We start from the raw sequence: 20,151 nt of genomic DNA on the forward strand, positions 1-20,151 counted from the left end.
TTATAAATAATATTCCGTTTAATGGTCCCAAGAAGGTGGTAACGATGATCGACGTTATCATGGATGGCGATGTGCTGAAATCGATAACGAGGGCGATGGTCGCCCTTGTCAGCGAGGCGAGGTTTCACTTCAGGGAAGAGGGCCTCCACTCGAGGGCAGTGGACCCTGCCAACGTTGCAATGGTCATAGTGGATGTGTCCAAGGAGAACCTCGAGGCGTACAGCATAGATGAGGAGAAAACAGTCGGCGTGGATGTGAACAGGATCTACGACATCGCAAAGAGCATAAAGAAGAACGAGCTCGTTGAACTCAAGGTGGAGGACGAGGCGACTTTGAAGGTGAAGTTCGGCAGCGTTGAATACAGCGTGGCGCTCATAGACCCATCGGCGATCAGGAAGGAGCCGAAGGTTCCCAACCTGGAGCTTCCCGCCAGGATAGTGCTCGATGCGGGAGAGTTCAAGAAGGCAATCGCTGCTGCAGACAGGATAAGCGACCACGTCGTTTTCAGGAGCGACTCGACGGGCTTCTACATAGAAGCGGAGGGCGACGTGGACAGGATCGTCTTCCACATGAGCGAGGCGGAGCTCATCGAGTTCAACAGGGCTGAGGCGAGGAGCATGTTCAGCGTGGAGTACCTGAAGGAGTTTGTAAAGGTCGCGGGTTCTGGTGACCTGCTCACGATACACCTCGGCACCAACTACCCGGTCAGGCTCGTCTTCGAGACTGCCGATGGTAAGGCGAGGGTTGAGTACATCCTCGCCCCGAGAATAGAGGCAGAATGAAGCTTCTTCCGGTTTTACCAGTTATTTCCGACTATCCGTTTCTCAAACCCGCGAGGTTCATCGCAGCTGAGGTCAAGAGGGGGATCGTTTTCGACTACGCACTCGAAAGGGCTGAGGAGATGCTCGAACCCCTTCTGAAAAATGGGGTGGTTGAGCTAACTCCCTCTGACAAGACGCTTTACTGCTCTGCATGCGATTCCAGGTCATGCAGGGTGGTGTGCGAAAGAGGAGCGATGGCAGATGAGATACTTTGGGAGAGGTGCAATCTGTGTGGTGATTGCTTCAACAGCTGCTCCTACACGATAAGTTCTGACATCTACATGGAGTCTCTCGTAAGAGCGAGGGTGGCAGTTTACTCGTACATCATGATGAGGTCCGCGGTCTCTTCGAGTGGTGAGGCGGTCAGGAGGAGGTTTGCAACCTCTCTCGCGAGATCATACAGGATGATGATGGAAAACGATTCAAGCGACCTGCTCCCTGAGATCATGGCGTCAAACTTTTCAATAAAGGTTCGAAGGGATGATGGTCTGTGGGTTCACGTTTCCGATTACCTCACCGCATCGTCCAGAATCAGAAGTCCGGAGTGGAAGCTGGTGGCGAGAAACTTAAGAAAGGGGTACGTGGAGCTGAGCAGCAGGGAATTTTACAGGGTTGTTGAGGAGAGACTTAGAGATCTGTTTTTCGAGCCGTTCACAATACCCATAGAGGGCATAGAGAGCCTCAGGGAACTCGTCTCTGATTACGAGATGAGCAGAAGGGTGAGCAAAATCGATGGTGTGAAGGACTTTGAGCTCTTTCCACCGTGCATGAAAAAGATCGTCGCAGACCTGAAGGACTCCGCAAACGTCGCCCACACCGCAAGGTTCGCAATAACGACCTTCATGCTGAGCGTAGGGTACTCTGTGGACGAGATCCTTGACCTCTTCAGAAACGCTCCCGACTTTGACGAGGAGAAGGCGAGGTACCAGATCGAGCACATCGCCGGGCAGAGGGGGGCAGGAAAGGAGTATGATGTGCCGTCGTGCTCGACAATGAAGACCTACCACAACTGCGTGGCAAACTGCGGTGTTAGGCATCCAATGGAATACTACAGGAGGAGAGTTTATGAAGGTCGTGGAAGAAAGGCTGAAGGGGAGTGAAGGAGAGATAAAGCTGATTCCGGAGACTGTGGAGGACCTGTGGCACCTCAAGTACGTAATACAGCCTGGAGATGTGGTGTTTGCCCTAACAAAGAGGGCGAGCGAGAGCAGCGACAAGCTGAGAAGCGACAAGCAGATGGTGACAGTCAGACTCGGCGTTCAGGTGGAGAAGGTCGAGTTCCACAAGTTCGCAAACAGGTTGAGGATCTCGGGAAAAATAGTTGCGGGTGTTGACGACTCCGGGCACCACACAATCAACATCACGGAGGGAAAGGAGCTGAGCATAATAAAGGAGAGGTGGAGTGACGAGCAAATCGAAAGGATTAAGACTGCCGTCGAAAGCTCGAACAGACCGGAGGTCGTGGTTCTGACCATAGAGGAGGGGGAGGCATCCATAGGTCTTCTCAGGCAGTGGGGGATTGACGAGGTTGCGGTGATCAAAGGCAGTTACGGCAAGGACAGGGGAAACAGCAGACGGGAGTTCTTTGGGGACGTTTATTCAGCTCTTAAAAACTACGACTTCAGCTATCTGGTTGTGGCTGGTCCGGGGTTTACAAAGAACGACTTCTACGAATTCCTGAAGGAGAAGAGCCCGGAGATTGCCGAAAAGGTGGTGATTGCGGACACGTCCTCGATTGGAGTGCGGGGTTTCGTTGAGGTGCTGAGAAGGGGCGTAATCGACAGGATTGCCGGGGAGCTGAAGATCGCGAGGGACGCAGAGTACATGGAAAAGCTGCTTGAGGAAATTTCAAAGGATGGAAAGGCCGTGTACGGTATTGAAGATGTCAGGAAGGCATACGAATACGGAGCGCTGGAAATTCTGCTTGTTGCGGACGAATACCTCAGAAAGGAAAGGGAAAAGTGGGACATTGACAGCTTTCTGAGAGATGTGGAGAACATGAACGGAAGGGTTGTTATAATGAGCAGCGAATTTGAGCCGGGGAAGCAGCTGATGGCGCTGGGCGGGATCGCCGGGCTGCTGAGGTTCAAAATTTAGCATTTCTATCGCCTAACTCCTGTTTGTACGGTGCTGCTTCCAGTATTTATCAGCTTAGAGAAAATTCCATCTGACCATCCTTCATTTATCAGGTCTTCACACCTTTACGAGGTCATCACCTATGAATCTCCGGTAGAACTCCCACTGTCTTTTCGTCAGAATGTGGAACTCGAAGGGTGTGTGGAAGTATTTCTCAAAAAGCAGGTCGTAGACTTGGAGCTTTTTGTCTCTATCCTTGAACTCATCAGAAACGATTGCTACATCTATGTCACTCAGTCCCGGCGAATAGTCACCCCTTACAGCGGAACCAAATATGTAAATTTCGAACTCCTTAACTACTTTGTATATGTGTTCCTTCATCTCCCTTACAAACCTTTCGGGGCTTTTGAAATATGCTATTCTCTCCACAGGATCTCCTCCAGCTCGCTTAATGCTTTGAAAGCCTCTTCTACTTCATCTTCGAAGAACTCTTCAAAATAGTATCTGGATGTTATGTATGCTCTTTCCAGATTTCTCAGGACAACTCTGTACTTTTTCATAAAGTCATTCACACCTTCAACGTCTTCAAGCTCAGAGAGCAGTTTTCTGAGACTGTGCGTTTTCTCGAAGTATCCCTTGAGGTGAAGCAGCTTTGCTTTAATCAGGAGTTGCATGGCCATCTCTATGTGAAACATCGCCAGATCATAGTCGTTGTTCCTGAAATTAAACTCAGCATTTCTCCTGAACTTTTTTGCCCTGTCAAGGTACAGCAGTATCTCCTCTCTCATTTGAGTCATTGTAATTTCTGAACCCTTAATAATGTTACTCTTCTTTTCTTCAGAGGATGTGTTAACACAGGAATCTGAGCAATTCGTAGCTCAGCGCTGCTGAGAGAGGTATTGTGAGGTTATCCTCCCATTTCCTTCCATCAAGAAATGATGAAATGATTGCTGAAATGATAGCATATACTGGATTCACAGGCAGGAGAGAGATGAGGACAAGGCATGGCAGGATGAATGCCGGAAGTGCAAGCTCAGGCTTTACCCTTTTCGCGATTCCGGCAGTTCCATCTCCCGCAAACGCTGTAACTGCTGAAATTATGCATGCTCCCGTGCTGAAAAATGGGGTTATGATTGAAAAAGCAACACCCGTGTATATGTAGCCCGGGACCCTTTTCCTTTCGTAGTCCCTCAGCAGAACTTCAACGACCGTTTTCTTTCTCCTTCTCGCGATCTCGAAGATGATTGCAGCAACGGTGATGGCTGCAACGAGAAGGGCCGTGATGTCCTTCCCGAGGTAGATGATGGATGGTATGTACATCAAGCCTGAAATGTGGATGGATTTTCTCAGCAGCTCGTTTCTGAGCTTTTCGTCCATCTGAAATCACCACTGTCGGCTAACTCACACATGTGACACTGTCTCCACCGTTGCATTTAGCGGAAAGGCTGAATGGTCTGCTTGCACACAGGTAGATATGGGAGATATTTCTGAGGTCGTGAGGGCATGAATATGATTTTGACTGTTTAATTTCTTTACTCAAAGGTAAATTAATAATAAAAAGCCGGGCTTTTCTAACGATTTGCGAATTTATTAATCGTAATTAGTACTATTGGGCATTAGTGTCTATGGTCTTCCTTTGTAATTTGAAACTTACGGTAAATGCCTGGTATCCCCCTTTCCTCATCTCCACAGATTCTTTCAGATAATCTGGATCTCAACAATCCATCCTGTCATTTTTTGTACTGCGAGATTTACCGGATCGCTCAAAGTTGCCGTTTGAAGCATATTTCTTATAGCTGATAATGCTTCTTCTTCCGATGGGTCAAGATATGGTTTGCCCATTCCCTTAACATAGTTGTCTGGATCGAGAATATCGGTTCCTACTGGACTGGATATGTTTTGTATTGCCTGTTGTGTGAGTTTGGCATCAACTATTATCTTGCCGCTATTGAATATTTCTACTCTGTCTTCTTCGATTTTTATCAGGTACTGATCCGAACTGTTGTATAGTATGAATTCTATTTTTGGCTCATCGTTCTCTATTTTTATCCCGTTTTTGAGGATTATCTTGCTGGCATCATGTATCCCCGCCCATACAAATCCCGGGGACGTAACTTTAGTGGTATTGGAAGTTTCGCTCCAGACTTCTTCTTTTGTGGAGCGCACTATAGTGTTTATTGATGTACTATTCCCACCACTTTCAAATGTTATTGCTCCACCACCTTCTTTCATCGCTCTGAACTGGAATCTGGCAATTCCGCTGGCATCTGTTGTTTGGCTCGGCTCAATGGTACCGATGTCGCCCGTGATCGAGGCATTAACGATTGCATTTGGCACAGGATTTCCAAATCGGTCTCTGACAGTCACTTCAATTATTTTTGTATCTCCTACATACATTGTGAGTTCGGAAATATCTGTATAGGGTGCATACCAGTTTCTGAGGTCTGCAGAGCCCGACCCGAGAACCGCAATTCTCATGACAGTATTGGAAACGTTAAATGTTATGCTATCGTTTCCGGACACTGTAACATCAAGCCCCATGTCTTTGAGAGTATTGTACCAGTAGTCAGGATTCAGAGACTCGAAAGTGATTGTAGCATTTACAACGGATATCTTTCCACCAGATGATATTGGGGATATTGGTATGGTCAACACATCCCCCCCGCTGACCGATCCGAGATTGGTTTTAAGAATGTATAGCATCAGGGAGTTATTGTTGAAGATATTCTGCCCCACAAGAGTTGCCGAACCGCTTGACCTGACGAACACATAGCCGTGCTCGTAGATGAATTCTGTTTCGGGCAGGTAGAAATATATTGGTTTGGCGATTATTGCAGTCGTTGTTATGTTGAGCGTCTTTACAGGAGATATACTTCCATTTGGCAGCATTTCTCGGTATTTGATTGTTATTCTCTCTTCCTTAGTCGTTACTGACGTTGCTGTGTCTGGGGGGGTTATGAGGAAAGGGTAATCCCCTCTGTCCACTCTAAGCGGGAGGGTGATGACATTCGGATTTCCCGAACTGGCTGAGAGGGATATAAGTTTTGGGATTGAGGAAAACTCATTTCTAAACGTCTGATAATGTACCCATTCATCATTTTTTATCCATGCAGGAACGAAAAACTGCTGCACCACCCCGATACCACCAACGATAATCGCGAAGGCCAGCACTAACCCGAGGACAGGTGAAACCGCATGGTTGTTGATACTCCTAATTATTCTCATCAAATAGATATTTTAAAAGTCAAAATTAAAAAACTTACCGTATCTCATAATGAGCTTCTGTCCGGGATGGAGATTCGGGAAAAAGAAAAATGAGTTTTGCTATTCTATGCTTTCAAATCTATCCTTCAGCCTGTCCATAACCTTCGGCAGAGTGGTGTACTCCATGTCTTCCATAGGCAGTCTGTGTGGCTCGAACGGGCCGTGCCTCCTCATGTACTCTGCTATCTCAACGGCCTTCTGTCTGGTGTAGTCGTAAGCCGGGTCGTCGAACAGGTCTACAGGACCTACAAGCTTCCCGTTGGCGAGCTGGAAGCCTGCGGCTATGACCCTCGGAGGACCGTCAAACCTGGTGCACTTGGAGTAGTGGAACGGCACCGGCATTAACGGGCCGTTGTGGGAGCCGCGCATCCACCCGCTGACCAGGTGCGGGAAGGCAAATGGCTCCAGCACTTCTCCTACTGCAGGCAATCCACTTTGAGCTCTGACAAGTGCAACGGGGTCATCCTTGCCCACGTACTCTCCGGCAATCTGGTACAGCTTCTCCGTGCTTATCACGGCTACAGGCTCATCTGCTGGAAGTTTTCCACCCTTCTTTGGAAATACCCTCTTGATGACGAACCTTGATTTTGCTCCTATGAGCGCGAGAATGTCGTACATCTCTTCTGGCGAGCTCATCAAAACCCTCTTGTGCTCGTAGATGTCCCATATTTCGAAAACAAAGCCATTGTGGAGGTTTGGATCGATGACCAGACCGGCGGTGTTGAAAGGATCGGCAAACATCCTGAAGATTGGCAGGTTGAATGCTCCGGGCTCGGTTTTGTCCATCATGAACGCAATTACCGGCTCCGCCCCCCTTTCCGTGAACTCCATCTCAGCAACTCCAGGCCCCATTCCTCTCACGTTGCCTGAAAAAGCGTCGCTCAGCAAATCCTGACCTGCGCCATAGAGCTTGAGCTCCTTTGCTATTGCCGTTGCCTTCTCAAAGGTCTCCCAGGCGAGCTTGTGGATTTCTTCGCTGTCCACGCCCTTTCTGTGAGTCATCACAAGTTCGAGATCGTCTCCCGCCCGGAAAACCCTGAAGTCTATTATCAGCCCGCTGTCCTTTGCAACCTGAAGGTTCTCCTCAGCGGCCTTTATAAGCTCATCAGCAACGGTCACGTGTCCGGGCAGACCGCCAACGTCCGCCTTGATCAGGCTAACGGTAATCCTGCTCATGTTCCTTAGGTGGTTTTGATGCTTTTTAAGCTTTCAGGTTAATTTTATATACTTGATTATCATAATGGGGAGAGGTATCATTACTTTCATGATGAGGGGATGGTCATGCTGGAGAGGTGCCCAACTGGCATTCCGGGATTTGACGAGCTGTGTGGTGGAGGGCTGATAAGGGACAGAAGCTACCTTATATCAGGGCCTTCCGGAAGCGGTAAGACAATATTCGCGATGCAGTTTCTGTACAACGGAGCTAAAGAGTACAATGAGCCGGGGATATTCATAGCCACCGAGGAGAGGCCTCAAAACCTCAGGGAGAATTTCTCGGTATTTGGCTGGGATCTGGAAAAGCTTGAAGAGGAAAACATGCTGGCGATAATCGACGCGACTTCAGCGAAGATAGGGTTGCCGACTGACGAGAGGTACGTGGATGTGAGACCGTTTGACACCAGGAGCCTGATAGACAACATCATCACGATACAGGACGAGATAGGAGCATTGAGAGCGGCGCTGGACTCGACTACTGCAATGGGGTTTGCGATGCAGGACCCTTCGAAGTTCAGGGTTGAGCTGCTGAAGATCTCCACGACTCTCGAAATCCTAGGACTCACAACGATAATGACTGCGGAGGCCATAGAGAGCGGGATGATCTCGAGGTTCGGGGTCGAGAACTTCGTTACAGAGGGTACGATAGTGCTCTACTACACTAGGAGCGAGAATGTAAGGATAAGGAGCCTCGAGATCTACAAGATGAGGGGAACAGACCACAGCAAGAAAATACACCCCTACGACATCACGTCCGAGGGGATCATAGTGCACTCGAGGGAGGAGATGTTCTGAGGTTCAGGAGTACTTGTTTATTATTTCTTCAAAGCTGTCTATCACGTACTTCAGATCCTCCTTTCTGAGACCGTAGGTCGACAGCTTGAAGTTCTTTGTCAGGCCCGGTTTGATTCCGTGGATTCTCCTCTTCTTCAGCTCTCTGTAGAGGAAAAACCTCCCGTCCTTCGCTTTTTTAGAGATCTCGTAGAGGACAGGAGCCTCGAAGAACATCAGATCGTGGTTGTGCGGTCTCTCCCCCAGCTGCACGATGCCGAGATCCTCCATTTTGCTTGAAAACCACCTGGCCTTGTCCACCTCTTTCTCCCACCTCTTCACCCTCTCCAGAACGTGGTCGAACGACGCGAGCAGGGTCATCACCGTAACCCCTCTCGCCGTACAGCCGAGAAACTCGACTTCCTTGTTCCTGTACCTTTCAGACTTCCTCGTTATTGCCACGGCGAATTCCTCATTGAATCCGAGGACTCCCACGGGTCCAGCGGACGCCATCGACTTGTGCCCGCTACCCACGATGAAGTCCCCTCCCAGCTCGTCGAGCTTCACTGGCATCCTGCCGACCGCGTACGCACCGTTTACGAGGAGCGGCACGTCGTACTCCTCGCAGATTCTGGCTATCTTGCCCACATCCGGCAGGTTTCCGTAGTTTCCGTCCGGGTACGTCACCACTGCGAGCCTCACTGTACCCCTCTTCCGCGTTTCCTCAATGACTTCAGCGAACCTCTCAGCCGGAACCGTGAATTCCGGATAGCCAGTGTTCTCCACGAGGGCCACCCGGTATCCCGCTCTCTCAGCGGCCACGTAGCTCGAGTAGTGCGCGTTGCCGTCCATGACGACCCACTCGTCATCACCCTTCCCTTTCAGAGCGTGCATAACTGCGAACTTGGCCTCTCTGGCTCCGTTCGTGATCCTCGAGTACTCCGTTCCGAGGAACTCAGGCAGTGTGCTGGTGACGAACGTGTGAATTGGGGGTGTTTTTATCTCGAACAGCGACCCTGTACAGAAATCGCACACGGAGTATCCGTCTCCCCACTCCTGAAGAACTCTCCTCGCGTCATCGCTGAGCTTTCCCCCAGTCTGGAGGGGGTCCACGTTGATGAAACCTCCGGTCTTCCTCTCGTAAAGCGCCATGCGGCACACCTCACCCTGATCTATCTCCTCCTGATCGAGAACCTCTTGAATCCGGGGGAGGTGAGGGCAACGCACCAGTACTCTATCTCCTGCCTTGCGGACTCGTCGAGCACCTCGAGCCCTTTCTCGGAAAGCAACCCTGCGAGCTCCCCATCCACAAGAAACCTGACTTCCCTGTCGTAAACCTCTATTTCGAGAGGGTTGTCGAAAATAACGAGGCAGTTCCCGCGATCAACGCATCTGTCCTTCATGATCAGCCTGAGGGCCGGCTTCAGTTCGACAATCCTTTTCAGGGCTCCCTCCCACTCCACGGGTGAACTCTGACAAAATATTAAAAACCTTTCTCCCCACAGCCAGCCTCATGGACTACGATGTCGTTGTGGCCGGAGTCGGAGTTGCCGGGGCGTTCACCCTTCACAGTCTTTCGGATGACGTGAAGGCGGTGGGCATAGACAGGAGGGAGAGGCTCGGCTATCCTGTGGAGTGCGGAGAGATAGTTCCGTCAAAGAGGGAGATGGAGAAGCTCCTTCCTGACCTTGACGATCACTCGATATTTGAAATTCCTGAAAGGTTTACCGTAAACAGAACGAAGAGGTTCGAGTTCGTGCTGCCAAACGGAAAAAGCATTGACGTGGACTTCGAGATGCTCGTTTTGAACAGAGACGAGATGATCCGGACGGTGGCGGAGGAGTCCGGGAAGGAGCTGATCACGGGGAAAAGGTTCGACTACCGGGATGGCGTTGTGGTGGACGGCGAGAGGATTGGCTCGAGAGTTGTCGTCGCGAGCGACGGGGCGAACTCTGTTATACGGAGGAGGATGGGGATCAGGGGATTTGAGCTGTCTCCTGCGAAGCAGTACGTAATGGAGGGGTTCGAGGGCGACGAGGACACTATATACATGTATGTCGGGAAGAGGATCTGTGCCGGGGGGTATGCCTGGATAATTCCGAAGGGCAACGGGATCGCGAACGTTGGTGTTGGCTTCAGACACGAGTTTGCGGAGAGAGGGGACAACATACACAGGGCTCTCGACAGGTTCGTGAGGGAGTGGCCTCACAGCAGCGAGATGCTGAAAAGGGCAGAGGTTGTGAGCAAAATCGGTGCGGTCGTCCCCGTTGACAGGCCCCTTGAGAGGACGGTTTACGGTAACGTTCTCTTCGTGGGTGATTCGGCAAGCATGGTCATCAGCCACGTCGGGGCGGGCATCCCGACCTCCATGGTTGCGGGGAAGATTGCCGGAGAGGTGGTGTCGAGGCACATAGCTGAGGGCCTCCCCCTCGAGACCTACGAGCGTGAGTGGAGGAAGAGGATGCTGAGGGCGATGGAGAACGGATATTACATCAAAAAGCTCTGGGACAGAATGGCGGAGAGTGACGAGAGGGTGGTACGCTACTTCAGGCTTGTTTCGAGAGGCGACCTCTCTGCGATCCTTCGCTCGAGGGTGCCCGTAAAGGTCAGGCTGGCGGGCGCGCTGATGCCAGCTCTCAACCTGTTCTTTTAGCTAACCCATTCCTATGTTCCTTTTAACTGCTCTTCCAAGCTCTGAGAGTGTGTGGTTCATCAGGATCGCATGACCTGCAAGCATGATGTTGCATATGATGCTAATGCATCCCTGACTGAACTTCGAGAGCATCGCAAAACCGAACAGCGTTAACGCGAGGTTGAGCTTGAGAATGAACGGGTAGAAGTCGATGTTCTCCAGGAGGTGTCCCTTCCTCAGCAAACTGAAGTATTTGAAAAGCAGGTACATCACGTAGATTGACAGAAAAACAGATATCGTGAAAATTCCGCTGAGAGATATTGAGACTGTGTAGGCTATCTGCGAGAACTCGGTTCTGATTATGTTGAGGTATATCCAGAAAACCGTCAGGCCCTGCACGATCAGCAGGTTTGGAATGTTTATCTGAGGTACGAGCATCTTGAAGTGCCTGTGGCTGGCGAAGAGTATGTAGGAGCACCCGATAATTGCCAGCAGGTACAGCACCATTACGATGTCAAGAAACTTCAGGCTGAGCGTGGTCTTTCCGGCCAGGAGCAGTATCAGGTTTATGGACTCGAACGCCGAGAGGAGAAGGTATACGAATGTTATGAACGTGAACGAGATGATTATTCTTGTGGCGTATCTGTTAAGCTCCATTTCGACTATTTTCTTTCTGTTTCCAGTTGAGTTCAGCATCGTCGTGTTGTACAGGGTGAGCAGTGCGAGAAGCAGGGCGAGGTACAGTTCAAACATCCCTTCAGGCTTTGCCAGTTTTAAAAATAAATTTTTTGGTGCAGTGCCGGAGTATCAGGTTGTCCTGAGATCACGGATTTTCATTATTATGGGCAAAAGATATTTATTGGTGTGGTGGTATTCAGTATGCATGGTCTTCGGACTCGAGCAGGGTGCTGAATACGACGATTACGGGGATCGGCTGGACGAGTTTGATCTGATGTTTGCCCTGTCGATACTCGTGTCGGTTTTTGTGTTCGTCTACCTCTCTCTGACAGCATGAGTGGTTGAGCGTACTGGAGAATATATCGTAGCATAAATTATAAATTCAAAGCATCAGACTGGGTGCGGGGGGAAATGAATGGGCATGGAAAAGCTGTTCCTGCATGAGAAGGCAGTGGAGGTCCTTGTAAAAATATACGAGGCTGAGAAAAACGGGGATTATGCTTATCCCCTCAGCATATCTCGGGATGTGGGGTCTCCGTACAGTTACATATCCAAGGTGCTCGGTGTTTTTGAGGAGAACGCACTGATCGAGAGCGAATTCGAGGGCAGAATAAGGAAGGTCAGGTTAACCGAGGATGGCAGGAAGGTCGCGGAACTCCTGATTGAGCTGAAAAATCTGCTCAAAAGGGATTTCGTTGCAAGGAAGAAGATAAGAATGCTCGAAAGTGCTATTTACAGCCTCAACGGCCAGAAAGGTGAGGAAGCCCTCAGGATCCTTCTGCCGGTCAAGGCCGAACTGGACAGGCTCGAAACCCACGACGAGGAGGTTCTTGAGAGGGTCAAGATTCTGAAGAAGAGGGTAGAGGAGATAATTAATGGCTGACATTCTCGAGGAGATCGAGACAATTAACGACCACAGGGAAAGGGCGGTTGAAATTCTTTCGAAGCTCATCGAAATAAGGGCGCTCTCCCCAGAAAACGGTGGAGACGGGGAGTGGGACAAGGCGGAGTACATCCACTCCCTTCTCGACTTTGCTGACAGCGTGGAAAGGTACGATGCCGAGGACGACAGGGCCAAGAATGGTGTGAGGCCCAACATAGTGGCGAGGATAAATGGAAGGCAAAGGAGAACGCTCTGGGTGGTCAGCCACATGGATGTTGTTCCGGAGGGCGACGCCAGCCTTTGGAGCGGAGATCCGTTCACACCGAGAGTGGAGGGGGATCTAATCTTCGGAAGGGGGGCAGAGGACAACGGGCAGGCCATAGTCTCCACCCTCCTTGCAGGCATGTTCCTCGCCGAGCACAGGCCTGATCTGTCCTTCGGGATGGTATTCGTCTCAGACGAGGAGACCGGGAGCAGGTTCGGAATTCAGCACCTTTTGAAGCAGGACATTTTCAGGAAGGATGATCTCTTCCTCGTTCCAGACACCGGCAGTCCGGATGGCAGCCTCATAGAAGTTGCGGAGAAGAACATCCTGTGGCTGAAGCTCGAAATCCACGGAAAACAGGGCCACGCGTCGAGGCCGGACATGTTCCTCAACGCCAGCAGAAGGGCCATGAACGTCATCCTCGAGCTTGACAGGATGCTTCACGAGAGGTACAGTGCGAGAAACGATCTGTTCGAGCCACCGTACTCGACCTTTGAGCCCACCAAGAGGGAGAGGAACGTGGACAACCCCAACACGATTCCGGGCCTTGACGTGAGCTACATCGACTGCAGGGTTCTCCCGGAGTACTCGAACGAGGACGTGATTGAATTCGTCAGGAAATACCTTGAACAGGTGGAAAAGCGCGACGGATACCCGTGCAGGCTTGAGGTGGTTCAGAACGAGAGCAGTCCGCCAACTCCCGAGAACAGCGAGATCGTTTCAAGGCTCAAAAAAGCACTTAAACTCGCGAGGAACATCGAGGCCAAGCCGGTCGGAATTGGTGGGAACACGTGCGCATCGTTTTTCAGAAAGGCCGGATTTGAGACGGCAGTTTGGAGCACACTCGACGGAAAGGCCCACGAGCCCAACGAATATGCGAGAATCTCCAACGTTGTTGAGGACGCGAAGGTGTTCGCTCTTCTGACATTTGACGTTTAAGAGAGGTGATTCTGGTGGATTTTGACATCACGAAAAAGCCGTTCATAATCTTCTGGGAGATCACAAGGGCGTGCATGCTCGCGTGCAAGCACTGCAGGGCAAGAGCAATGAGAAAGAGGCACCCTGACGAGCTGACCACCGAAGAGGCTTTCGACGTGGTTGACCAGATAGCGAAATTTGGCAGGCCACACCCACTCGTGGTGTTCACGGGCGGAGATCCGCTGATGAGGGAGGACATTTTCGACATCGTCGAGTACACCACCGGGAAGGGCATTCGAGCAGCGATTGCCTTCAGCGGCACCAGGCTTGCGACGAGGGAGAGGCTGGAAAAGCTGAAGGATGCAGGCATTTCGAGAATCGCGATAAGCCTTGACGGCAGCAATCCGGAGATCCATGACTACTTCAGGGGTGTCAGCGGAACTTTTGAGACGAGCCTGAAAATTCTCGAAATCGCGAGAGAGCTGGACATATCGCGGCAGATCAACACGACTGTTACGACGTTCAACCTGCACGACCTTCCAAACATAGCTAGGATCGGCGTGGAGTACGAGGTCGCGCTGTGGGACGTCTTCTTCATCGTCCCGACCGGCAGGGCAAAGGCGGAGTACATGCCATCCGCTCAGGAGTTTGAGGACGTCCTTAACTGGCTTTACGATGTCTCGAGAAAAACCCCTCTGAACGTAAAGAGCTCTGCTGCAACACATCTGAGGAGAATTGAGTACATGCGCGACAGGGGAATCTACACCTTGGAGCACGGGGAGCTTTACCACAGGCTGAGAGCTGAACTGACTGCCCTGCCCGAGGGGGGTTCGAAGGAGATAGTCGCAGGCGCTCACGGGAGGAGCATGGCAAGGGATGGAATACGCAGAATGATGGGCATAACTGACGGTAGGGGGATGTTCTTCATAAGCCACGTTGGCGAGGTGTATCCGAGCGGATTTCTCCCCTTGGTCTCGGGCAATGTAAGGGAGAGCACTCTCGGCGAGATATACAGCGAATCCCGGGTGTTTGTGGATCTGAAGGATCCCGACAGGCTCAAGGGCAAGTGCGGAAGGTGCGAGTACAGGTACATCTGCGGGGGGAGCAGGGCGAGGGCGTATGCGATGACAGGCGACTATCTCGCGGCCGAACCGAGGTGCATTTACAGACCTCAGGGTGGTGAGGTCGTGAGGTGATCGCGTTTATTATTTTTCCACCAAAATTATCATGATTTTTAGTAACAATAAAATTATCCAATAAATTTAGCAAAGCTTATTAATCATTAATTTTAGTCCGCAGGTATGGACGTTGTTATCGTCGCTTTACTCTCAGTACTTGCAATGGTCTTCGGAATCGGAGCATGGATAACCAAGGACAACTTTTACTCAGCGATCTACATGTCCGCAGTGATGCTGAGCGTTGGCGGGATATTCGCGTTCCACGGAATTCACTCGGTCTTCGTGCTGATAGCATTCATATTCATTGGAGCCATAGGGATCGTCACGGTGGCACTCGCAGCAACATACAGGTTCATAAATCCGAGGGAGATCAGCGAGAAGTGGCTGATTGTTACTGAGCTCGTCGCTGTTGTTCTTGCCGTGACGGTCGGTCTCAACACCTTCATGGTTGGCGAGTTCAGCGACGCATTCAGCGGGGTTCTCACGGATTACCTGACTCTTGTCACGTTTCTGATCGTTCTGACCGCTCTGCTCATGATCTCTGCTGTCAACATGTTGAGGAGGGATAGCGCATGATAGAGACTGGAGCATCTCTCGTGCTGCTGGTTATAGGGTACATGATCGCGATATCAGCGAGGGACGTAATCAGGCTGCTCATATCCCTCGAGCTGATGTTCTCGGCCGTTTTTCTGTCCATAGTGCCGCTGTTCACGAACCCTGCCATGGTTGTGGAAGGTAACGCCATAGCGATACTCACCGTGTTTACCAGCGCTGGAGAACTTCTCATCCTGATCTCGGCCATAATCTTCCTCGACAGAAAGTTCAGGACGACGTCTATTGAGGCGGTCAGTAAGGGAGGGGATGCACTGTGATTGAGGCGATATTCATTCCGGTAATTGCGATAGTGCTCGCACCGTTTATAAGGGGGAGGGGCGCCGCGTACCTGTCAGCCCTGGCGTTCCTCGCATCTTTCGTGTTCGTTCTCTACGATCTGTTTGCACAGAACAGCTACAAGGTGTTTCTGTTCAGCGCTCTTGAACCTGTTGGCAAGATATACCTGCTCGGGGACACGGTAAGCCATGCGTTCGGCTTCACGATCGCCGTAGTGTCTGCGATGGTGGCCCTGTACTCGTATCCGTACATGAAGCACAGGTTCGAGGAGATGGAGCTCGACCCTGACAGGGAGTTCAGGAAGTACTGGTTCCTGTACAACCTGTACGCGGCCGCAATGCTCTGGCTTGTGTACGCCGGCAACCTGCTGCTCATCTACGTGTTCTTCGAGATTTCCCTCATAGCCTCATTCCTGCTGATCTACTACTACGGCTACGGCAACAGGGTCTGGGTTGCTCTGCTGTACTTCGTGTGGGCCAACATCGCAGGTGTTCTGGCTCTCGTGGGATTCCTGATGGTGGGCTTTGAAAACGGAACCATGGCGCTCGATGGGATAGTGGCAGTCAGCTCGCTCGCGTGGCTGCTGATCTTCATCGGAATGATGGTCAAGCTTCCCGGACTCGGTCCGCATGTGTGGCTTCCGTGGGCTCATGCTGAGGCACCAACCCCGGTTAGTGCTCTGCTAAGCCCCCTCACCGTCGGTCTTGCGGCGTTCATCCTCATCAGGGTGTACCTGGTGGATCCATCATTCATAATCGCTCACAGGTGGGAGATCTTCCTGTACGGTGTTCTCACGAGCGTGGTTGCCGGTTTTGCCGTTTTCAAGCAGACGGATCACAAGAAACTGCTCGCCTACTCAACAGTTTCACAGATGGGATACATCCTGATTGCACTCGCACTCGGCACGGCAGGGATCGTGGGAGTTATAATACAGTACATATCTCACGCTTTCGGAAAGTCCATCCTGTTCATGAGTGCGGGAGCGATAATCGCAACATACCACGGTCTCAGGGACCTTGAGAAGATGGGAGGGCTCCACGAGCAGATACCCACAATAGCCAACGCAGCACTTCTCGGATTCATGAACCTCAGCGGAATTCTGGCGATCGGTATGATTGGCGAGTTCTTCATACTCAAGGGGCTTGTGGACACATTCGGGCTGAGCCTCGACGCGATACTCCTCGTCGTCTTCGTCTTCATAATCTCAGGACTTTACAGCTTCTACACCATGAAGAGGGTATACTACGGCAGGGTTAAGGACTTCGAGAAGGTGCGGGTAAACAGACTGCTCGACACACCGCTTTACATAATCGGAGCCCTTTCGATACTGTTCATCCTTCCGCCACTTGCGACGTGGTTTGTTGATGCCGTCGTGACTTTCCTCGGAGGTGTTTGAGATGGAAGCCAGCACGATTCCAGAGCTTGTGGAGCTTCACCTCAATCCAGCGGTATGGCTTGCACTCTTCTTTACACCGATACTCGCGAGCTTCCCGATAGCCTACGTGTGGCCCAAGAGGCAGGACGACTTCGCCAGAAAGCTTCCTGTGCTGAGCGTATTCGGACTCTTCGTGTCGTTCCTGATAACCCTCTTCATACTTTTCAGGGTTGAGGAGGGAAGGTACGTTTATCCGTGGCTTCCAACGCTCGGAATAAACTTCGTCTTCGTCGTGGACTACCTCAGCAAGTACATGGGCGCACTGACAGGGTTCATCGCCTTCATAATTGGCGTGTACGGCCTCGAATACATGAAGGAGGACTACAGGCTCGGCTGGTACTGGTTCTTCTTCAACCTCTTCACGGCCTCGATGCTGCTCGTTGTTTACAGCGACAATCTGTTCATGCTCCTCATCGGATGGGAGGGCCTGGGTATTGCGTCCTGGGGGCTGATAGGCCACTGGTTCAGGGATGACGACGAGCTGAGCTACGTCGGAGTTCTCAACAGGAAAGTTGGACCACTCAAGATGTTCTGGAGTCCGAGCACCGGAGGGTGGAGAGCAATATCTACCATAAGGGTTGGAGACATGCCCATGTTCCTGGCAGTAGCGGCGATCTACGCTCTCACCGGATCGCTCGACATATCCCAGATTCACTGGGAGCAGCTCTTTGAGAGCATCGGAACTGCGGGCACGGTGATACTTCTCATAGCGTTTCTGATGGGTCCGTTCACGAAGTCGGCACAGCTCCCCTTCAGCGAGTGGTTGATGACTGCCATGACCGGCCCAACGACCGTCTCGGCACTGCTCCACTCCGCGACCATGGTTGCTGCCGGAACGTACCTCTTCATGAGGATCAGCTGGTACATCCAGCCGTGGAACGTCCACCTTCCTGGAGTTGAGATGATCTACCTGTTCGTGCTCTTCCTTGGACTGGTTAGCAGCCTTTACGGTGCGCTTGTGGCCCTCGCAAGCAGGGAGAGAAAGGTCCTCCTCGCAGCCTCGACGATGTCGAGCCTCGGTCTCATGTTCGCAGCCGCTGCGGCGAGCAAGTGGGTGGGCCTCTTTGCTATACTGGTTGCCTTCTGGTACCTCATCACCCACGCGTTCGCCAAGGCTACCCTCTTCCTCGTGGCCGGTCACATCATCCACGAAACCCACGACAGGTTCCTTGGTGGGGACAGGGAGGTATTCAGCAAGATGAAGGTGACTGCGATAGTCACGCTGTTCGCAACAATCGTCCTTGCGGGAATACCACCGCTCACAGCCTACTGGGTCAAGTCGGCGATGGATGAGGTTCTGCACGAGCTCATCTACGAGGTAAACGTCCTACCCTTAGTGATGCTCGTAGCGATCTCGGCCATATATTCTGCGTTCCTCGCCAAGTTCTTCGCACTCAACTTCTGGAAGGGCAAGCACGTGCACCTCCACCTGCACGGCGGAGGAGTCATGAAGACCGCATACAGCCTGATGGTGTCGATGCTCCTCGTTCTGCTTGCTGTGATCCTGCTCGGAGTTGACGAATATGCGGGAGAATTCGTGCACGCGGGCTTCGCAACGACCTCTTTCATGGTTGGACTGCTCGTCCTCTCTACCTACGTGATCGGTTTCGTAAAGCCGGAGTACGATAGCAGGGTCGGGCAGGTGCTCTACGACAGGTTTTACATGATGGCGCTGAACGACTACATAGTTCCCAAGGTGGGCTGGGCCGTTGCGTGGGTGGTAGACATCTTCAACAGGGCGGTGGACTTCTTCGCCCACACGTTCATTCCCGGACTCTTCGAGGCGCTGTCGTATGCTGTGAGGGTGATCCAGAACGGCAGCATGGAGAGGTATGCGAAAATCGTGGTGAGCGTGGTGCTGTTAATTCTTGTTGCTGTCTCTGTAGCGGGGTGGTGGTAAATGGAGCTTGCAATAATCTCACTGCTGATTCTCGCGATAAGTGGAGCGCTGTCGGTCAAGCAGAAGTATATAGGACTCGCAGGAGCACTCGTCAGCATCCTGATAATGACCGTCAACAACCCACTGCTTCTGATGATACTCGTCGTGGCACTGCTGAACCTCGCTTCCCTCGACCTCATGAAGGGGTTTCTCAGAGGCGTGGATTACGCCCTGGTCGGTCTGATATTTGTTGCAACGGTGTACGCTTTCTACTCTCAGAGCCTTGCGTTTCTGCTGACGATGTTCGTCGTGGCGAGCGTGCCAACGTACATGCTGGTGATGGCGAGCGATAAGGAGATCAGGATGGAGGTGGGCATAAAGTACATAACTTTCATGGTCATAGCCACGGTTCTGTTCATAATTGGTGCGGTTCTCATGGTTCACGCGAGCGCCACCGACAGCTCGGCCCTGTACTACATCGGCTTCGCGATGCTCCTGGTCGGGCTGGCCATAGAGGTTGGAGCCGCCCCCTTCCACGAGTGGGTTCCGGATGTTTTCGATACCGCAGACCCCATACCGATTTCAGTCATAGCGAGCGTTGCCAAGTTCGTTCCATTCGTCGTCGCCTACAAGATAATTTACTCAACGTACGACGGTGGGGCGGGGGTGATATTCCTCACCGGCGTAATTGCTGTGGTTTCGATGCTGATTGGCAACATAGGTGCGCTCACCACTGACAGACCAGCCAGAATTCTCGCGTACTCCACCGTTGCGAACATGGGATACATACTCGCGACTCTGGCCGTGATGGTGAGGGAGGAATTTCTCTACTTGGCGTTTGCAGGAGCGATGCTCCAGCTCCTCACGAACTCCTTCGGAAAGATCGGGTTCTTCATCGGCATCAAGGAGAAGTCGATGCCAACTGCAGAAACCTACCTGCTTGCCCTCTCATTCATTGGAATCCCACCGCTGATGGGGTTCTGGGGCAAGGTGTACATCCTCACGTCGCTTGTATACGCGAACCTCATATGGATTGCAGTGATCCTCGTCATAAACTCGGCGATATCGGTGCCGTATTACGTCAGGCTCATAAGGCTCTTCGAGGGCACATCCGGTTACAGAAAGACGGCAGGATACCTAATCACAGCATCTGCAGCGCTGATGCTTCTGACACTCGTTCCACCCAACTGGATCGTGGAGTCAAGCAGGATTCTGATGAATTACCTGCCAATTGGAGGTGTGTGA

At 51.6% G+C, this 20,151-nt stretch carries 22 protein-coding genes; 14 read left to right on the plus strand and 8 right to left on the minus strand.

The window, feature by feature from the left end; genetic code table 11:
- The first annotated feature begins 44 nt into the window (after positions 1-44).
- The 3 genes from ACXJJC_RS01920 to ACXJJC_RS01930 are packed head-to-tail and all read left to right on the plus strand — an operon-like array spanning position 45 to position 2,918.
- The gene (locus tag ACXJJC_RS01920) at positions 45-782 is read left to right on the plus strand and encodes a DNA polymerase sliding clamp (RefSeq protein WP_456368984.1); all 738 of its coding nucleotides are present in this window, start codon (positions 45-47) and stop codon (positions 780-782) included.
- Positions 779-1,921, plus strand: coding sequence for a DNA primase large subunit PriL (locus ACXJJC_RS01925; protein ID WP_456368986.1), 1,143 nt, complete (start codon positions 779-781; stop codon positions 1,919-1,921). The genes ACXJJC_RS01920 and ACXJJC_RS01925 overlap by 4 nt, the downstream gene beginning before the upstream one ends.
- Positions 1,887-2,918 (plus strand): mRNA surveillance protein pelota, encoded by a 1,032-nt coding sequence (locus ACXJJC_RS01930; protein WP_456368988.1) that lies wholly within the window; start codon positions 1,887-1,889, stop codon positions 2,916-2,918. Before ACXJJC_RS01925 ends, ACXJJC_RS01930 begins: the two co-directional genes overlap by 35 nt.
- 96 nt (positions 2,919-3,014) lie before the next feature.
- Here the strand turns inward: ACXJJC_RS01930 and ACXJJC_RS01935 are convergent, their stop codons facing one another.
- The 5 genes from ACXJJC_RS01935 to fbp form a co-directional block, all read right to left on the minus strand.
- A complete protein-coding gene (locus tag ACXJJC_RS01935) occupies positions 3,015-3,326 on the minus strand; it encodes a nucleotidyltransferase domain-containing protein (protein ID WP_052400308.1) in 312 nt (103 codons plus the stop codon).
- Positions 3,314-3,685, minus strand: a complete 372-nt coding sequence (locus ACXJJC_RS01940) for a HEPN domain-containing protein (RefSeq protein ID WP_456368990.1) — start codon at positions 3,683-3,685, stop codon at positions 3,314-3,316. The genes ACXJJC_RS01935 and ACXJJC_RS01940 overlap by 13 nt, the downstream gene beginning before the upstream one ends.
- Positions 3,686-3,746: 61 nt before the next feature.
- Complete coding sequence (locus ACXJJC_RS01945; protein WP_456368992.1) at positions 3,747-4,274, minus strand: hypothetical protein; 528 nt, start codon at positions 4,272-4,274, stop codon at positions 3,747-3,749.
- Between the two features lie 321 nt (positions 4,275-4,595).
- Complete coding sequence (locus ACXJJC_RS01950; protein ID WP_456368994.1) at positions 4,596-6,122, minus strand: Ig-like domain-containing protein; 1,527 nt, start codon at positions 6,120-6,122, stop codon at positions 4,596-4,598.
- Positions 6,123-6,221: 99 nt separating this feature from the next.
- Positions 6,222-7,337 (minus strand): fructose-1,6-bisphosphate aldolase/phosphatase, encoded by a 1,116-nt coding sequence (gene fbp / locus ACXJJC_RS01955; protein WP_456368996.1) that lies wholly within the window; start codon positions 7,335-7,337, stop codon positions 6,222-6,224.
- 99 nt (positions 7,338-7,436) lie between these two features.
- Here fbp and ACXJJC_RS01960 point away from each other — a divergent pair, with 99 nt between their 5' ends.
- On the plus strand, positions 7,437-8,171 hold the full coding sequence (locus ACXJJC_RS01960) for an ATPase domain-containing protein (RefSeq protein ID WP_456368998.1): 735 nt from the start codon (positions 7,437-7,439) through the stop codon (positions 8,169-8,171).
- 3 nt (positions 8,172-8,174) lie between these two features.
- On the opposite strand, the gene pscS is transcribed toward ACXJJC_RS01960, so the two are convergent.
- Both pscS and ACXJJC_RS01970 read right to left on the minus strand, forming a co-directional pair.
- Complete coding sequence (gene pscS, locus ACXJJC_RS01965) at positions 8,175-9,299, minus strand: O-phospho-L-seryl-tRNA:Cys-tRNA synthase (RefSeq protein ID WP_456369000.1); 1,125 nt, start codon at positions 9,297-9,299, stop codon at positions 8,175-8,177.
- A 20-nt stretch (positions 9,300-9,319) separates the two neighbouring features.
- Positions 9,320-9,610, minus strand: a complete 291-nt coding sequence (locus tag ACXJJC_RS01970; RefSeq protein ID WP_456369002.1) for a hypothetical protein — start codon at positions 9,608-9,610, stop codon at positions 9,320-9,322.
- Positions 9,611-9,660: 50 nt separating this feature from the next.
- Between ACXJJC_RS01970 and ACXJJC_RS01975 the strand changes: the two genes are divergently transcribed.
- Positions 9,661-10,800, plus strand: coding sequence for a geranylgeranyl reductase family protein (locus tag ACXJJC_RS01975; RefSeq protein ID WP_456369004.1), 1,140 nt, complete (start codon positions 9,661-9,663; stop codon positions 10,798-10,800).
- Here the strand turns inward: ACXJJC_RS01975 and ACXJJC_RS01980 are convergent, their stop codons facing one another.
- A complete protein-coding gene (locus ACXJJC_RS01980; protein ID WP_456369006.1) occupies positions 10,801-11,532 on the minus strand; it encodes a hypothetical protein in 732 nt (243 codons plus the stop codon).
- Between the two features lie 130 nt (positions 11,533-11,662).
- Here ACXJJC_RS01980 and ACXJJC_RS01985 point away from each other — a divergent pair, with 130 nt between their 5' ends.
- The 9 genes from ACXJJC_RS01985 (at position 11,663) to ACXJJC_RS02025 (ending at position 20,151) form a co-directional block, all read left to right on the plus strand.
- Positions 11,663-11,794: a hypothetical protein gene (locus ACXJJC_RS01985; protein WP_456369008.1), complete on the plus strand. Its 132-nt coding sequence runs from the start codon at positions 11,663-11,665 to the stop codon at positions 11,792-11,794.
- A 78-nt stretch (positions 11,795-11,872) separates the two neighbouring features.
- The gene (locus ACXJJC_RS01990; RefSeq protein ID WP_456369010.1) at positions 11,873-12,340 is read left to right on the plus strand and encodes an ArsR family transcriptional regulator; all 468 of its coding nucleotides are present in this window, start codon (positions 11,873-11,875) and stop codon (positions 12,338-12,340) included.
- A complete protein-coding gene (locus ACXJJC_RS01995; protein ID WP_456369012.1) occupies positions 12,333-13,544 on the plus strand; it encodes a M20 family metallo-hydrolase in 1,212 nt (403 codons plus the stop codon). Before ACXJJC_RS01990 ends, ACXJJC_RS01995 begins: the two co-directional genes overlap by 8 nt.
- Before the next feature lie 14 nt (positions 13,545-13,558).
- Complete coding sequence (locus tag ACXJJC_RS02000; RefSeq protein ID WP_503421136.1) at positions 13,559-14,719, plus strand: TIGR04053 family radical SAM/SPASM domain-containing protein; 1,161 nt, start codon at positions 13,559-13,561, stop codon at positions 14,717-14,719.
- Positions 14,720-14,824: 105 nt separating this feature from the next.
- Complete coding sequence (locus ACXJJC_RS02005) at positions 14,825-15,277, plus strand: hypothetical protein (RefSeq protein WP_456369014.1); 453 nt, start codon at positions 14,825-14,827, stop codon at positions 15,275-15,277.
- Positions 15,274-15,573 (plus strand): NADH-quinone oxidoreductase subunit K, encoded by a 300-nt coding sequence (locus ACXJJC_RS02010; RefSeq protein WP_456369016.1) that lies wholly within the window; start codon positions 15,274-15,276, stop codon positions 15,571-15,573. Before ACXJJC_RS02005 ends, ACXJJC_RS02010 begins: the two co-directional genes overlap by 4 nt.
- Positions 15,570-16,988 carry a complex I subunit 5 family protein gene (locus ACXJJC_RS02015; protein WP_456369018.1) on the plus strand — a complete coding sequence of 473 codons (1,419 nt, stop codon included), beginning with the start codon at positions 15,570-15,572 and terminating at the stop codon, positions 16,986-16,988. Before ACXJJC_RS02010 ends, ACXJJC_RS02015 begins: the two co-directional genes overlap by 4 nt.
- Before the next feature lies 1 nt (position 16,989).
- A complete protein-coding gene (locus ACXJJC_RS02020) occupies positions 16,990-18,927 on the plus strand; it encodes an NADH-quinone oxidoreductase subunit 5 family protein (protein ID WP_456369020.1) in 1,938 nt (645 codons plus the stop codon).
- Complete coding sequence (locus ACXJJC_RS02025; RefSeq protein ID WP_456369022.1) at positions 18,928-20,151, plus strand: proton-conducting transporter transmembrane domain-containing protein; 1,224 nt, start codon at positions 18,928-18,930, stop codon at positions 20,149-20,151.

Source organism: Geoglobus sp., from assembly GCF_054018175.1.

What these genes read in the sequence shown, in the direction of transcription:
- ACXJJC_RS02010 (WP_456369016.1), top strand. Translation starts at nt 15,274, where the DNA reads ATGATAGAGACTGGAGCATCTCTCGTGCTGCTGGTTATAGGGTACATG.
- ACXJJC_RS02025 (WP_456369022.1), top strand. Translation starts at nt 18,928, where the DNA reads ATGGAGCTTGCAATAATCTCACTGCTGATTCTCGCGATAAGTGGAGCG.
- fbp (WP_456368996.1), bottom strand. Translation starts at nt 7,337, where the DNA reads ATGAGCAGGATTACCGTTAGCCTGATCAAGGCGGACGTTGGCGGTCTG.
- ACXJJC_RS01930 (WP_456368988.1), top strand. Translation starts at nt 1,887, where the DNA reads ATGAAGGTCGTGGAAGAAAGGCTGAAGGGGAGTGAAGGAGAGATAAAG.
- pscS (WP_456369000.1), bottom strand. Translation starts at nt 9,299, where the DNA reads ATGGCGCTTTACGAGAGGAAGACCGGAGGTTTCATCAACGTGGACCCC.
- ACXJJC_RS02005 (WP_456369014.1), top strand. Translation starts at nt 14,825, where the DNA reads ATGGACGTTGTTATCGTCGCTTTACTCTCAGTACTTGCAATGGTCTTC.
- ACXJJC_RS01985 (WP_456369008.1), top strand. Translation starts at nt 11,663, where the DNA reads ATGGTCTTCGGACTCGAGCAGGGTGCTGAATACGACGATTACGGGGAT.
- ACXJJC_RS02020 (WP_456369020.1), top strand. Translation starts at nt 16,990, where the DNA reads ATGGAAGCCAGCACGATTCCAGAGCTTGTGGAGCTTCACCTCAATCCA.
- ACXJJC_RS01925 (WP_456368986.1), top strand. Translation starts at nt 779, where the DNA reads ATGAAGCTTCTTCCGGTTTTACCAGTTATTTCCGACTATCCGTTTCTC.
- ACXJJC_RS01990 (WP_456369010.1), top strand. Translation starts at nt 11,873, where the DNA reads ATGGGCATGGAAAAGCTGTTCCTGCATGAGAAGGCAGTGGAGGTCCTT.
- ACXJJC_RS01950 (WP_456368994.1), bottom strand. Translation starts at nt 6,122, where the DNA reads ATGAGAATAATTAGGAGTATCAACAACCATGCGGTTTCACCTGTCCTC.
- ACXJJC_RS01945 (WP_456368992.1), bottom strand. Translation starts at nt 4,274, where the DNA reads ATGGACGAAAAGCTCAGAAACGAGCTGCTGAGAAAATCCATCCACATT.
- ACXJJC_RS01975 (WP_456369004.1), top strand. Translation starts at nt 9,661, where the DNA reads ATGGACTACGATGTCGTTGTGGCCGGAGTCGGAGTTGCCGGGGCGTTC.
- ACXJJC_RS01995 (WP_456369012.1), top strand. Translation starts at nt 12,333, where the DNA reads ATGGCTGACATTCTCGAGGAGATCGAGACAATTAACGACCACAGGGAA.
- ACXJJC_RS01980 (WP_456369006.1), bottom strand. Translation starts at nt 11,532, where the DNA reads ATGTTTGAACTGTACCTCGCCCTGCTTCTCGCACTGCTCACCCTGTAC.
- ACXJJC_RS01960 (WP_456368998.1), top strand. Translation starts at nt 7,437, where the DNA reads ATGGTCATGCTGGAGAGGTGCCCAACTGGCATTCCGGGATTTGACGAG.
- ACXJJC_RS01920 (WP_456368984.1), top strand. Translation starts at nt 45, where the DNA reads ATGATCGACGTTATCATGGATGGCGATGTGCTGAAATCGATAACGAGG.
- ACXJJC_RS01940 (WP_456368990.1), bottom strand. Translation starts at nt 3,685, where the DNA reads ATGAGAGAGGAGATACTGCTGTACCTTGACAGGGCAAAAAAGTTCAGG.